Annotated in this window: 12 protein-coding genes; 11 read left to right on the forward strand and 1 reads right to left on the reverse strand. The window is 68.7% G+C overall.

Going from position 1 to position 14,426, the window contains the following annotated elements; translation table 11 throughout:
• Window positions 1-6 precede the first annotated feature (6 nt).
• Complete coding sequence (locus AC1DXX_RS14170; protein ID WP_478134838.1) at window positions 7-393, reverse strand: DUF4280 domain-containing protein; 387 nt, start codon at window positions 391-393, stop codon at window positions 7-9.
• Between the two features lie 218 nt (window positions 394-611).
• Here AC1DXX_RS14170 and AC1DXX_RS14175 point away from each other — a divergent pair, with 218 nt between their 5' ends.
• The 11 genes from AC1DXX_RS14175 to AC1DXX_RS14225 all read left to right on the forward strand — a co-directional run bounded on the left by AC1DXX_RS14175 (window position 612) and on the right by AC1DXX_RS14225 (window position 14,410).
• Window positions 612-1,184: a Pvc16 family protein gene (locus AC1DXX_RS14175; protein WP_478134839.1), complete on the forward strand. Its 573-nt coding sequence runs from the start codon at window positions 612-614 to the stop codon at window positions 1,182-1,184.
• Between the two features lie 386 nt (window positions 1,185-1,570).
• Complete coding sequence (locus AC1DXX_RS14180) at window positions 1,571-2,578, forward strand: hypothetical protein (protein WP_478134840.1); 1,008 nt, start codon at window positions 1,571-1,573, stop codon at window positions 2,576-2,578.
• A gap of 32 nt (window positions 2,579-2,610) precedes the next feature.
• Complete coding sequence (locus AC1DXX_RS14185; protein WP_478134841.1) at window positions 2,611-3,978, forward strand: phage tail sheath family protein; 1,368 nt, start codon at window positions 2,611-2,613, stop codon at window positions 3,976-3,978.
• Window positions 3,979-4,007: 29 nt separating this feature from the next.
• Window positions 4,008-4,442, forward strand: coding sequence for a phage tail protein (locus tag AC1DXX_RS14190; RefSeq protein WP_093431235.1), 435 nt, complete (start codon window positions 4,008-4,010; stop codon window positions 4,440-4,442).
• A 35-nt stretch (window positions 4,443-4,477) separates the two neighbouring features.
• Window positions 4,478-4,918: a phage tail protein gene (locus AC1DXX_RS14195; RefSeq protein WP_478134842.1), complete on the forward strand. Its 441-nt coding sequence runs from the start codon at window positions 4,478-4,480 to the stop codon at window positions 4,916-4,918.
• Between the two features lie 11 nt (window positions 4,919-4,929).
• Window positions 4,930-5,091, forward strand: coding sequence for a DUF5908 family protein (locus AC1DXX_RS14200; RefSeq protein WP_478134843.1), 162 nt, complete (start codon window positions 4,930-4,932; stop codon window positions 5,089-5,091).
• 268 nt (window positions 5,092-5,359) lie between these two features.
• Window positions 5,360-6,028, forward strand: a complete 669-nt coding sequence (locus AC1DXX_RS14205) for a CIS tube protein (RefSeq protein WP_478134844.1) — start codon at window positions 5,360-5,362, stop codon at window positions 6,026-6,028.
• A gap of 15 nt (window positions 6,029-6,043) precedes the next feature.
• Complete coding sequence (gene vgrG, locus AC1DXX_RS14210; RefSeq protein WP_478134845.1) at window positions 6,044-7,765, forward strand: type VI secretion system tip protein VgrG; 1,722 nt, start codon at window positions 6,044-6,046, stop codon at window positions 7,763-7,765.
• Window positions 7,766-7,769: 4 nt separating this feature from the next.
• Entirely contained in the window at window positions 7,770-8,201 is a 432-nt protein-coding gene (locus tag AC1DXX_RS14215) for a GPW/gp25 family protein (protein WP_478134846.1), read from the forward strand.
• Window positions 8,202-8,545: 344 nt separating this feature from the next.
• Window positions 8,546-11,677, forward strand: coding sequence for a hypothetical protein (locus AC1DXX_RS14220; protein WP_478134847.1), 3,132 nt, complete (start codon window positions 8,546-8,548; stop codon window positions 11,675-11,677).
• Between the two features lie 3 nt (window positions 11,678-11,680).
• Complete coding sequence (locus AC1DXX_RS14225; RefSeq protein WP_478134848.1) at window positions 11,681-14,410, forward strand: hypothetical protein; 2,730 nt, start codon at window positions 11,681-11,683, stop codon at window positions 14,408-14,410.
• The last annotated feature ends 16 nt before the right edge of the window (window positions 14,411-14,426 follow it).

Consider the following 14,426-nt stretch of genomic DNA (forward strand, 5'->3'; position numbering starts at 1 on the left):
GGTGCTTCAGCGAACCTCCACCACCACCTGCCCTGGCGTCACGACGCTGATCACGCCGCCCCACATGCATTGCAGCGTGCAGCCATCGTGCAATGCAGGCTGGCCGCCCAGTTGCACCATGGTTGCACCAGGCACCCAGGGCACGGGCGTCGCCGGCATGCACGGCATCGGCGTCAGCACACCCGCCGCGGCAGCGGTGGCCGATGCCACCGTGGGATTCGCAAGGCTGCGGCACAGGCCGAAAGGCGCGATGTTGAGGAAGGGCACGCTGTCCTGCACATTGCCGGGCGGTCCGGCAGGCATCGCGGCAACCTTCGGCGTCGCGTTGAAAGCCGAAGGCGCGAGCCCCATCGAGCACGAGATCTGGGCACCACTGCACACCTGCATCGGCATACGCACGCTCCTTCGTCCACGGACGATTTGCACCGGTTCCAGCTTAGCGATGCACGCGCGGAGTGCAAGCGCCAAGCGGCAAGACTGCGCTCGGCTACACGGCCGATGGAGATTCGTCGTACCTCCTGAGGTCTAAGGCCGATGGCTGGATTGACGCTCCCATACCCCAAGAATATGGTTGCGCTCCCCGATACCGAGGGGAAGTTTTCGAAGGACGCATGGTGATCGACACAGCGCTTGATTTCATCGCCGACGAGGTCAATGTCCATCTGCGCAAGCGCACGGGCAGCGAGCTCGGTGCAGTCGACATCGGGCCCGTGGTCGACGATCGCGGCAACTGGCTCGGGCTCATCGACACCACGCGCCTCACGCTGTTCCAGATCGACGAGGAGCGGGTGCTGCGCGAGCAGATGCCCGAACGCGCCATCGTCGGCGGCCGCGAGGTGATGCTGCCGCCGCCGCTCAAGCTGAACCTCGTGCTGTTGTTCTCGGGCCGCTTCCAGCAGTACGCGCAGGCCCTGCGCACGCTTTCGCACATCATGGGTTTCTTCCAGGCGCGGCCGCTGTTCACGCCGGCCGACAGCCCCGCATTGCCGGTGGGCCTGGAGCGCGTGGCGCTCGACCTGCTGAGCTACGGGCCGGAGCAGTTGAACCAGATGTGGACCTGCCTGGGTGCGAAGCACCTGCCCTCGGTGGTGTACCGGCTGCGGCTGGTGGCGCTGCAGGACATAGAGCCCATCGGCACGGGCATGCCGGTCATGTCGATCGAGACGTCTTTGCATGGGCGCTGAGATGAAACCTTGCATTTTTGTTCGTCGCGTTGTGTTTGACGTGCGTCGTTCGGGGCGCGATCCCGCCGACGGTGTGCGCAGCGAAGCGAATGTCCCCCGGCGCGGCCTARGGCCGCAKGCCTCCTCCTTTATTTCGCTGCGCAGAGCACACCATCGGCGTGATCGCTCAGAGCACTGGTTGATCGGCCGCAAACCAGCAGCGTGCCTTGTGCRCAGGGCACCGGGTGCTCCCCGCAGCGAAATAAAGGAGGAGCGAAGCGGGGGACATTCGCGGAGGGGAGCACCCGGTGYCCTGTGCACGCGCCCCGAACAACAGCACCCCGAACACAAGCGCCCCATGCAGTTTCACGCATCGCCGTTGATGCAACCCAGCATAGGAAACTGACATGGCCCGCATCGACTTCCGCCCACTCTGGACCCTCGAAGTGCGGCACGCGTTCTTCGGCGGCGCCTGCGATGCGCTCGAGTTCCTGGTGCCGCCGTCCACGCAGCTTGCGCTGGCGGGTGCGCATGCGATCGCAAGGCCGCGTGACGGCCGCCTGCATGTGCTGTACGAAGCCGGCGAAAACGGACAACCGCGCTCCTCGCTCGCGGGCCGGCGCTTCCTGTTCGGCCTGCAGCCGCGCGAGCCTTCGTTCGAACTCATCACCGCGCCCCTTGGCATTGCGTCCGGGGACACGGCGCTCTGGCGCAATGCGCCCGATGCCGATGCGCTCACCGGCCCCGGCGCGGTGCGCACGAGCGGCGAACAGTTGCGCATCGAGCCGCACTCGCTGCAACGCCCGCTGACCGTGCGGCTCTTCGACGCCACCGATACACAGCGGGCACAGAGCATCCTCGACACCGGCGACGAGGCCTGGACGCCGCCAGGCCTGTTCACCCGCGGCGCGTGGCGCGTCGAAGAGGACGATGGCAATGGCCCGCCGCAGAGCTGGCGCCTGCACGTCGAACCCGAACTCGCCGGCGCCTGGGGCCTGCTGGAGCTCACGGTGGACGCCGGCCATATCGCCGCCGGCCACGCCTTCACCCTCTCCTTCACCGCACGCAGCGACACGCTGCGCTACTACGTCGTGGCCAGCCGCTTCGGCGAAGCCGAGTTCAACCAGGTCCAGGTGCTCGACAACGGCTTCGCCGCCGAATCGCGCCCCGCGATCCAGTTCAACCGCGTACTGCCCGCCGCCTTCGGCGCCGGCCACCTGGCGCCCGGCCTGCTCGATCCCTCGGGCAACGCGCGCATTGCCCTGTTCGAAGCCCAGGCCAGCGTCGCGCGCCGCGCGCGCGGGCCTTCGGGGCTGGAACTGCACCGCAACGGCGACCTGCTGATCGGCAACCTGCCGCAGCCCGGCGCCGACCGCCCCGACGCGCAATTCGTCGTCCACCTCTCGCAATCCTGAACTTCCGCAGCAGCAGCAAAGGAGCCTTCGCCATGCCGACCTACCGCACGCCCGACGTCTACGTCGAAGAGATCTCGGTCTTTCCACCCTCGGTGGCCGAGGTCGAGACCGCGATCCCGGCCTTCATCGGCTACACCGGGCAAGCCCGCAAGGTGAGCGCTGGCGACCTGGCCAACCGGCCGACCAAGATCTACAACTTCGCGGAGTACGAGCAGTACTTCGGCGGCCCCGACACGCCCGACATCGGCGTGGCGCTGGTGGCCGACGGCCCGGGCTTCATCGCCACGGTCACGCCGCCCGGCATCACCTACCTGCTGTACTACGCGGTCAAGATGTTCTTCGACAACGGCGGCGGCAAGTGCTACATCGTGTCGGTGGGGGGCTATGCCGACGCCATCGATCTCGCCGATTTCACCGCAGGGCTCGAAGCCGTCGCGCTCGAAGACGAGCCCACGCTGCTCGTGTGCCCCGAAGCCGTCCACCTCACGGGCACGGGCTACGACACGATGTCGCAGAACATGCTGATCCAGTGCGGCACGCTGAAGGACCGCTTTGCGATCCTCGACCTGTTCGCGGGCGAGGGGCCGCAGGACAACACCGCACTCACCGCCAACCGCGCACGGGTCGGCAACAACCACCTGAAGTACGGCGCGCTGTACTACCCCTTCCTGCGCTCCAGTTTCAACCATGCCGTGGCCGGCATCGGCACCAATGTCAACGTCACGATCGGCGGCGGCGCGGCGGCGGCGCTCGACACCCTGCAGACCACCGCCACCGCCGCCTTCAACGCCGCCAAGGCCGCGCTGCTCGACCACTACATCGTGGTGCCGCCCAGCGGCGCGGTGGCCGGCGTGTATGCCGCCACCGACACCGCACGCGGCGTCTGGAAGGCGCCCGCCAACGTCGGCCTGGCCGACGTGGTGGAACCGACGGTGCGTCTCGACAACGCGCACCAGGACGAGCTCAACGTCGACGCCACCACCGGCAAGTCGATCAACGCGATCCGCGCCTTCGCCGGCAAGGGCACGCTGGTGTGGGGCGCACGCACGCTGGCCGGCAACGACAACGAATGGCGCTACGTGCCGGTGCGGCGCTTCTTCAACATGGTCGAGGAATCGGTCAAGAAGAGCACCTACTGGGCCGTGTTCGAGCCGAACGACGCCAACACCTGGGTCAAGGTGCGCGGAATGATCGAGAACTACCTGACGCAGAAATGGCGCGAAGGCGCGCTCGCCGGCGCCACCACCAAGGACGCCTTCTTCGTGCGCTGCAGCCTTGGCACCACGATGAACGCGCAGGACATCCTCGAAGGCCGCATGAACGTCGAGATCGGCATGGCCGCGGTGCGGCCGGCGGAGTTCATCGTTCTCAAGTTCTCGCACAAGCTGCAAACCAGCTGACCGACTGAAACCTTCAAGGAGCCGACGCCATGCCGCAGCAATACCCTCTTCCCGTCTTCCACTTCACCGTCCAGTGGGGCGGCACCCGACTGGGCTTCTCCGAAGTCAGCGGGCTCACGCAGGAGAACCAGGCCATCGAGTACCGCGACGGCTCGTTCCCCGAGTACTCGTCGATCAAGATGCCGGGCCTGCGCAAGTTCAGCAACGTCACGCTCAAGCGCGGGATCATCAAGGCCGACAACGACTTCTTCAAGTGGCTGTCGACCGTCAAGCTCAACCAGGTGGAGCGGCGCGACGTGGTCATCTCGCTGCTCAATGAAGAGCATGCGCCGGTGATGACCTGGAAGATCCACAACGCCTTCCCGGTGAAGGTCGAGGGGCCGGGCCTGAAGGCGGCCGGCAACGAGGTCGCGATCGAGTCGATCGAGATCGCGCACGAAGGGCTGGAACTGCAGAACGACTGACGGCCGCGTGCCGCCATTCACCGCCCTCCACCGCCATGTACACGCCCCCTGTCGGCTTCCACTTCAAGGTGGAAGTGCTCGGACTCACGCCCGCCGCGGACGATCTGCGTTTCACCGAGGTCGGCGGTCTCGCGCTCGAAATCGCCACCGAGGACATGCCCGAAGGCGGCGAGAACCGCTTCGTGCAGCGCTACCCGGGCGTGGCGAAGTACGGTGACCTGGTGCTCAAGCGCGGACTCCTGAAGGACAGCGAGGTCTGGAACTGGGCGCGCCAGTGCATCGAGGACCTGGACGTGACGCCGCACGACGTGGACGTGACGCTGCTGAACCCCGACCACGAGCCGCTCATGACCTGGCACGTGGTCGGCGCCTTTCCGGTCAAGTGGTCGATTGCCGACCTCAATGCGGCGGCCAACACCTTCGTGGTCGAGACGCTGACGCTGGCCTGCAAGTATTTCCGGCTCGACAAGAGCTGAAGGAGGCTTCGATGTCCATCGTCGTCGATGAAGTGGTGATCACGGTCGAGGTCGGCAACGCCGCCGGCGGCGGCACCGCGACCCCACCCGCGCCGGCGGACGACCGGCAGGCGCTGGTGGCGGAGTGTGTCGAGCGTGTGCTCGACATATTGCGCGAACGTGAGGAGCCCTGAGATGAAGGCTTGTCTTTTTGTTCGTCGCTGTGGGCGTTTGGGGTGCTGCTGTTCAGGGCGCGCTCACGCCGACGGTGTGCTCTGCTCCGCGAATGTCCCCCGGCGCGGCCTAGGGCCGCATGCCTCCTCCTTTATTTCGCTGCGCAGAGCACACCATCGGCGTGATCGCTCAGAGCACTGGTTGATCGGCCGCAAACCAGCAGCGTGCCCTGTGCACGCGCCCCGAACACAAGCAACCCGCAACACACCCCGCGGGGGAGTAACTGAAATGCCTTCAGGACAACTCGAAAAACTCCTGGTGCAGGCCTTCAAGGAGCCGGACTGCGCAAGCGGCAGCCAGATCGACACCTTCGAGTCGTACGTGAACCCCAACGAGATCACGCTCGCCTACGAGATGGAGTACGACGCCGCACAGGGCTCGGGCACCACCGGCAGCCGCATGGACTTCAAGAAGGTCAAGCCCGGCGACATGTCGCTGAACTTCTTTCTCGACGGCACCGGCGCCAACGGCGTGAAGATCGACGTGCAGCAGCAGGTCGAGAAATTCCAGACCGTCACCGGCTACAACGGCGACATCCACCGCCCCAACTACCTGCTCGTGGCCTGGGGCACGATCCAGGTGAAGCGCTGCGTGCTCAAGAGCGCGTCGATTGCCTACAAGCTCTTCAAGGCCGACGGCACGCCGCTGCGCGCGACCATCGCCGCCACCTTCGTCGATGCGGTGCCGGACCAGACCCGCGTCGCGCTCTCGCAGGATTCTTCGCCCGACCTCACCCATGTGCGCGTGCTGCGCGCCGGCGACACCCTGGCCGCCTTGTGCGGCCAGATCTACGGCGACCCCGCGCTCTACCTCAAGGTGGCGCGCGCCAACAACCTCGACGGCGTGCGGCATCTGCCGCCCGGCACGCGCGTGCGCTTTCCGCCGCTGCGCAAGTAGGCGAGGACGAACAACATGCCCAACGCCGTCGCCACCTCTCCCCCGCCGCCCGCGGAGCGCACGCTGCCCATCAAGGCCGAGCACCGCGAGTTCACCGTCAAGGTGAACGGCGAGGCGGTGCCGCGCGAGCATGCGCTGCATTCGGTGAGCGTGGTGGCCACGGCCAACCGCATCGCCTCCGCCCGGCTCGCGTACGTCGATGGCGCGGCGGGCTCGGGCGACTTTCCGCTGAGCAAGCTCGACCTCGTGAAACCGGGTGGCACGGTCGAGATCCTGGCCGGCAGCGGCGCCGATCCGACGCTCGTGTTCAAGGGCGTCATCGTCGGCCAGCGGCTGCGCATCCGCGAGGCGTCATCGTCGATGCTGGTGATCGACTGCCGCCATGCGGCGTCGCGGCTCGCACGGGTGCGGCGCAGCGCGAACTTCTTCGACCAGACCGACGCCGACACCATCGAGGCGCTGCTGGGTGCGGCCGGCGTCGATGCCGAAGTCGATGCCACCACGGTCACGCACAAGCAGCTCGTGCAGCACGACTGCAGCGACTGGGACTTCATCGTCACCCGGGCCGCGGCCAACGGGCGGGTGGTCTTCACGCGCGGCGAGAAGCTCGCTGTGCGCGAGCCGAAGATCGAAGCCGCGGCCGTCCAGCTGCAGTTCGGCGCCACGCTGCTCGAGTTCGACGGGCACATCGACGCGCGCATCCAGGCACAGGCCGTCAAGACGCAGAGCTGGAGCGCAGCCGATCAGGCGATCGACGAACAGGAGGGCGAGGCACCCGCCTTCAAGTCCACCGGCAACTTCAAGGCCGACACGCTGGCCACGGACGCCGGCGCAGACACCATGCTGCTGCCCTACACGACGCTCGACGCGCCCGAGGGTGTGGCACTCGCGAACGCAGTGCGGCAACGCGCAGCAGTCGACCTGGCCAACGGCCGCGCGATGTGCGCCGGCATCGCCACCCTCCAGCCCGGCGACACCGTCAGGCTCGGCGGCGTGGGCGACCGTTTCAGCGGCGACGTGCTCGTCACCGGCGTGCGGCAGGCCTTCGACACGCAGAAGGGCTGGAAGACGCATCTCCAGTTCGGCAGCATCGAGCCCGACCCCGCGCTGCGCGAGCGCCTGCAGCGCCAGCGCACCGCCGACCTGCTGGCGCCCGCGGCGGGCCTGCAGCTGGGCGTGGTGACCGACAACGAAGACCCCGAAGGCGAGTTCCGCGTGCGGTTGCGGCTGCCGCTGGTGAACGGCGGCGACGACGGCGTCTGGGCCCGCGTTGCCGCGGCCGATGCAGGCAGCAACCGCGGCCTCTGCTTCCGGCCCGAGATCGGCGACGAGGTGCTGGTCGGCTTTCTCGACGACGATCCGCGCCATCCGGTGGTGCTCGGCATGCTCCACAGCAGCGCCAAGGCCGCGCCGCTCGCGCCGAGCAACGACAACCACGTCAAGGGCTACACCAGCCGCAGCGGCATCGCGCTGACTTTCGACGACGAGAAAAAATCGCTCACGCTCGCCACGCCCGGCGGCAACACGCTGGTGCTGGACGACGACGGCGGCGGCATCACCATCAGCGATGGCAACGGCAACAAGATCGTGCTGTCGAGCGACGGCATCGCCATCGAGAGCGCGAAGGCGTTCTCGGTGAAGGCGAACACCGAGATGAAGTTCGAGAGCATCGTCAGCACCGATGTGAAGAGCATCGGCGTGGTCAAGGTCGCGGGCTCCGCGCTGCAACTGGGGTAAGGCCATGAACGACACGCCCCTCTTCCTCGGCCGCGGCTTCGGCTTTCCGCCTTCGTTCTCGAACGGCCAGGCGCGCATGGTCGAGGACGAGGTGGACATCCACGAAAGCCTCACCATCCTGTTCGGCACGGCGCCCGGCGAACGCGTGCTGAGCCCCAAGTTCGGGCTCGACCTCTCGCCGCTGCTGTTCGAGCCGCTGAGCACCACGCTGCGCACGCTGCTCGAAGACCGCATCACCACCACCCTGCTGATCCACGAGCCGCGCATCCGGGTGCTCACGCTGGCGGTGGACGATTCGCGCGCGTTCGAGGGGCTGCTGCAGATTCGCCTCGACTACACGGTGCGCAGCACCAACACCCGCTTCAACCTCGTGTTTCCCTATTACCTGGGCGATGCGAACGAACTGCGCGAGCGCGTGGCGCCGGGGAGAAGCTGACATGAATCCTTGTTTTTCCGTTCCTGCCGTTGTTGTGTTTGACGTTCGTTGTTCAGGGCGCGCTCACGCCGACGGTGTGCTCTGCTCCGCGAATGTCCCCCGGCGCGGCCTAGGGCCGCAGGCCTCCTCCTTTATTTCGCTGCGCAGAGCACACCATCGGCGTGATCGCTCAGCGCACTGGTTGATCGGCTGCAAACCAGCAGCGTGCCCCGTGCACAGGGCACCGGGTGCTCCCCGCAGCGAAATAAAGGAGGAGCGAAGCGGGGGACATTCGCGGAGGGGAGCACCCGGTGGCCTGTGCACGCGCCCCGAACGCCCGCGCCCGGAACTGCTGGAAAACTGAGATGGCCGCACAAGACCTCCTCGACGCCTTCGCCGCAGCCCCCGGCACCGCACAGCCCGAGCGCGACGATCCGCGGCTGTCCCCTGCTTCCACGCCCATCGACGACCGCAGCACGGCGCAGTTGCTGCAATCGCTGCATGCGCTGGCCGGGTTGATCCGGTACCACGCGCAATGGCCCGTGTCGGCGACGCCCGGCAACTGGCAGTCCTACCTCCCCTCGGGCGACATCGCCACGCTCGAAGCGCTGGTTCAAGGCACCGACGGCCAGCTGCCACCGCACCACGGCCTGCTGATCGCCTTCCTGCAACTGCTGGCCCGGCCGCAAGCCCGACTCAACGATTTCACCGCGCAGCACCTGAACTACCAGATGCAGCGTGTGCTGGGCTTTGCGCCCCGGGGCCCACAGTCCGACCGCGCGCACCTCGTCTTCGAACTCAAGAAAGGCGCCGCGGCCGTGGAAATCGCCCTGCCGCAGCAGTTCTCCGCGGGCAAGGATGCGACCAAGGTCGAGCAGCTGTTCGCGCCGGTGCGCCCCACCGTGGTCGGTCGCGCGCGCGTGTCCCGGCTTGCGAGCATCGTGCGCGACGGACAGCGGTTGCTGTTCGCGCCCATGGCCAATTCGGCCAACGGCCTCGGTGCACCGCTTGCTCCCGCCTCGCCGCACTGGCCACCCTTCGGCCGCGTTGGACTGCCGGCCGCACCGGTCGGCTTCGCGATCGCCTCGCCCCTGCTGCGCCTGGCCGAGGGCGAGCGCACCGTGAGGCTCAAGCTGCGGCTGTCGGGCCTGCCATCGGGCGTGGATGCCTCGACACTGGCCGCCGCCTTCGATGCCCACCTCACGGGCCCCGCCGGCTGGATCGGGCCGCTGCCGATGAACGGTGTGCTGAGTGGCGACCTGCTGACGCTCGAAGTGGCCGTCGGCCCCGCACTGCCCGCCGTGGTCGACCACGCCCCTGCGATCCACCTGCATGCCTTCCCCGCCGCGCTGCCCGTCATCCAGTGCCTGCTGAAGCCCAATGCCGAACTCGCCTACGGTGCGCTCGACAACGTGGCGGTGCGCAGCGCCCAGGTGTCGGTGAACGTCGAGGACATGCGCGCGCTCACGCTCGAGAACGACGACGCCACGCTCGATCCGAAAAAAGCCTTCCTGCCTTTCGGCGCGCAGCCGAGCGGCGGTTCGCGCTTTCATGTGGGATGCGCCGAGGCGCTGGCCAAGCCGGTCATCTCGCTGAAGATCCACCTGGCCTGGCAGGGCGCTCCGGCCGACTTGTACGACTGGTACGAGGGCTATGCGCGGCGCAGCACCATGAGCAACGGCGCCGGCGCCACCACGAGCTGGCGCGATGCATCGGGCACCGAGCACCGCGACGCCAACGTGACGCTGATCGCACGCAACCCGGCCCCTACCACGCTCGACGTGGTCGCCGGATCGGCCAGCAGCGTGGCGACCTATGCACCGGCGATGCAGATGCAGTCGCTGTTCCAAGGCGGCAGCGCGATGGCCGCGAACGTCGCGAGCTCGATGCAGCTGGCGCAGCCGGTCGCGCGCTCGGCATCCTTCATGTCAGGCCAGATCGCCGGGTTCACGGGGATCGGCGGGATCACCGCCATCACAGGCATCACGGCCATCACCGGCCTTCTCGGGCTGGGCGCGAACACGGCCATGGCCGCCGCCACGCCCACCGCACCGCGTGCCGGCTTCGTCACCGTCTCGCTGATCGAAGACCTGCTGCACCGCGACTTCATGCGCGACGCCACGACGGCCGCCACCGCCTCCCCGCCGAAGGTGCTGAACCCACCCTACACGCCGAAGGTGCAGGAGATCACGCTCGACTATGCGGCCGAGAGCGACGAAAGCCGCCTGGCCGACCCGTCGCAGGCGGCCTTCACCGACACCGCCGTGCAGTTCTTCCAGATCGATGCGCTGGGCCTCGCGCGGGAACACGCCTGGCTCAACGCGAACCGGCCCTGGGCGCTGCAGGGCGGCATCGGCCTGCTGCCGGCGCATCCGGCCTCGGCCGAGTTCCTGGTCGCACTCGACGGCGCCCAGCCCGGCGATTCGCAGAGCCTGCTGGTGCAGGTGGCCGAAGGCACGGCCGACCCGCTGGCCGAGGCGCAGGGCATTCAATGGTCGGTGCTCGCGGACAACGCCTGGCGCACGCTCGGCACCGGCGAGCTGGTGCAGGACGATACGCGCGGCCTGCGTGCCAGCGGCCTCGTCGGCCTGGTGCTGCCGCGCGAGACCACCACCGCCAACACCCGCCTGCCGGCCGGCCCGGTGTGGCTGCGCGCCACCACGGCGGGCGCGCCGCAGGCCGCCTGCGACATCGTCGGCGTGCATGCCAACGCCGTCGAGGTGGTGTTCGCCGACCAGGGCAACGACCCCGCACGGCTCGCTCGCGCACTGCCGCCCGGCAGCATCGCCAAGGCGCGCACGCCGCTGGCGGCGGTGAAGGCCATCGCGCAGCCGTACGCCTCCTTCGGCGGCGCGCTGCAGGAAGACGACGCCTCGCTGTCGCGCCGTGCGGCCGAGCGGCTGCGCCACCGCAACCGCGCCGTGAACCGCTGGGACTGCGAGCGGCTGGTGCTGCAGGCCTTTCCCTCGGTACACCGTGCCAAGTGCATTCCGCATGCGAGCGACAGCTCGTGGCTCGCGGCCGGCCACCTGACGATGGTGGTGGTGCCCGACCTGCGCAACCGGCCGACGGTGAACCCGCTGCAGCCGCGCGTCGACCTCGACACGCTGGCGCGCATCCGCGAACACCTGTCGGCGCGCTGCGGCCCGCAGACGCGGGTGCATGTGCGCAACCCCGGCTACCGGCCCGTGCAGCTCGATTTCAAGGTGCGGCTGCGGCCTGGCTTCGGCTTCAACTTCTACGGCCCGCAGATCGACCAGGCGATCGTGCAAGCGCTGTCGCCCTGGGCTTTCGACAGCGCGACGGAACTCGGCTTCGGCGGCCGCGTCGTCCGGTCCGAACTGCTGGACTTCGTCGAGGCGCTGCCATGGGTGGACTTCGTCACCGACTTCCGCCTCACGCTCGAAGGCGACACGCGCGACCGCGACGAGATCGTGCCGGATACGCCGGACGCGATCCTGGTCTCCGCCCCTTCCCACCGAATCGTGGAGCTCTGAGCGATGTTCGACACCTCCAACGCCATCACCGCGCTGCCGCCGATCTCCACCGCGCCCGAAGCCGACCCGGCCTTCGACCCACGCGCGCTGTTCGACGAAGGCCTGGCCGCGGTGCGCCGCCTGTCGCGCGGCCTCTGGACCGACCACAACACGCACGACCCCGGCATCACGATGCTCGAGGTGGCGTGCTACGCGCTGACCGAGTTGTCGTACCGCCACTCGCTGCCCATCGAAGACCTGCTGGCCGCCCCCGGCGAGGGCGCCGCGCAGACGATGGCCCGCCTGCACCTGCCGCACGCCGTGCTGCCCAACCGCGCGCTGACCGGACTCGACTGGCGCAAGCTGCTGATCGATCTGCCCGACGTGAAGAACGCCTGGATCGAGCCGGTGACCGACGCGCTGCTCTATGCCGACCTGCGCCGCCGCGAACTGCGCACCACGCCGCCCGCGCACCCTGCCTTCGAGCCGGTGCCGCTGGCCGGCCTCTACCGCGTGCGCATCGAGTTCATGGACGCGATCGGCACGCAGGCCGAGCGCGCCCGCGTGCTCGCCACGGTGCGCGACACGCTGGAGGCATCGCGCAACCTCTGCGAAGATTTCATCGAGGTGCGTGCCGTGCGCGCCGAGTACTTCGCGCTCTGCGCCGAGATCGACCTCGAAGGCGATGCCGACCCCGTCGAAGCCGCGGCGCGCCTGCTGTTCGACATCGGCCAGGCCATTGCGCCGCCGGTGCTCAACCACGACCTCGCCACCCTGCTCGCGCGCGGGCTGACGCTGCCCGAGATCCTCGACGGCCCGCTGCTCGAACACGGCTTCATCGACGACGCCGAATTGCAGGCCGCGGCCCTCCCTTCGGAGCTGCGCCTGTCGGACCTGGTCGGCGTGGCGATGGACGTGCCCGGCATCCGTTCGGTGCGCAGCATGCTGCTGAACCCGCTCGTGCGCACGAACGAGAGCGACGAGGACGCGCCCGACGCCGACCCCGCCGCGGTGCAGGGCGACGCCGTGCCGCTCGCCAATGCCTGGCGCATCCCGGTGCGCCCCGGCCGCCTGCCGCGCCTGTCGCTCAACCAGGGCCGGCTGGTGTTCGCCAAGCGCGGCCTGCCGGTGCAGGGCTGGAACATCGCCGACATGCCTTCTTCCGTCGCGACGCGCCTGGCCGAACTGCGCGAGGCGGCGCGTGCCCGCGTCGAGCAACAAGCCGGCACGGCCGTTCCCTTGCCGGCATCGGGCCGCGCCCGCGTGCTCGACGCATGGACCTCGTTCCAGCAGGATTTCCCGGCCGTCTACGGCATCGGCGCGCAGGGCCTGGGCCTGCGCGCCACCGACGCGCGGCGGGTGCAGGCGCTGCAGCTCAAGGGCTGGCTGCTGTTCTTCGACCATGCGATGGCCGGGCAGCTCTCGATGCTCGCGGGCGCACGCCGTCAGCTGTCAGTGGCGCCGGCCGACCTGCAGGCCGTGGCGCAGCGCTTCAGCGGCCTCGGCAACGACCGCCATGTGCTCTCTGCACAGGTGGTGAAGAGCATCGGCGACCAGGAACTGCTCTATCCCGACAGCGCGACGCCGCGCATGCTGGCCGATGCCATCGAGTCCGCCAGCGAAGCCGCGGCGCGCCAGCAACGGCTGCTCGACCACCTGCTGGCACGGCTGGCGGAAGATTTCGCCGACTACGCCGGTGCGATGGCCTCGGCCTTCGGCCACGACAGCGACCGCCTGATCGGCGACCGCTGCCGCTTCCTGCAGGAGGCGGCCGAGCTCTCGCGCGACCGTGCGGGCGCCTTCCTCCAGCGACCGGCCACCGCCGCCGAGGTGTGGAACACGCCCAACGTCTCGGGCCTGGAGCGCCGCGTTGCGCGCCTGCTCGGCATGGCCGATTTCACGCGCCGCAACCTCGGCCTGCAAAGCTACGACACCTACAACGAGATCGACGCCGTGCCCGACAGCGTCAACGAGTTCCGCTTTCGCGTGCGGCATGCGGTGACGAACGCGATCCTGCTCTCTTCGAGCACGCGCTACCCGACGCCCGAAGCCGCGCGCGAGGCGATGATCCTCGCGATCGGGCGCGCCCAGCTGCCCGAGGGCTACCAGCGCCTGACGACCGCGGGGGCCGAGCCCAAGCCCTACTTCAACATCGTCGATGCCGCCGGCGAGGTGATCGCGCGCCGCATCCAGTACTTCGACAGCGCGGCGGCGATGGAAACCGCCATCGCAGAGCTGATCACCTACCTGGCCGGCCACTACGGCGGCGAAGGCATGTACCTGGTCGAGCACCTGCTGCTGCGACCGCGCAGCGCCACCGACCGCATGTTCGACATCTGCACCGACGCCGGCTGCGACGACTGCAGCGACCTCGACCCATACTCGTACCGCGTGCACGTCCTGCTGCCGGCCTACGCCGGCCGCTTCCAGAACGAGGGCTTCCGCCGCTTCGCCGAGCAGCTCATCCGCGCCGAGATGCCGGCCCACATCCTGCCCACGGTGTGCTGGCTCGGCACCAACGACATGGCCGACTTCGAAGGCGCATGGCGCAACTGGCTGATGGTGCATGCCGGCTTCGGCAGCACCACCGAAGCGACGCGGCAGGCTCGGCTCGATGCGTTGATCGCGGTGCTGCAGCGCGCCAAGAACATCTACCCGGCCCGCGCGCTGTTCGATTGCACCGGCGACGAAACCAAACCGCCCTTCATCCTGGGCCAAACCTCCCTCGGCACCGAGCCCGCGGGCGGCAACTGAAGCGAACGTCAAGCAA

This window comes from Variovorax sp. P4_B10, assembly GCF_056402375.1.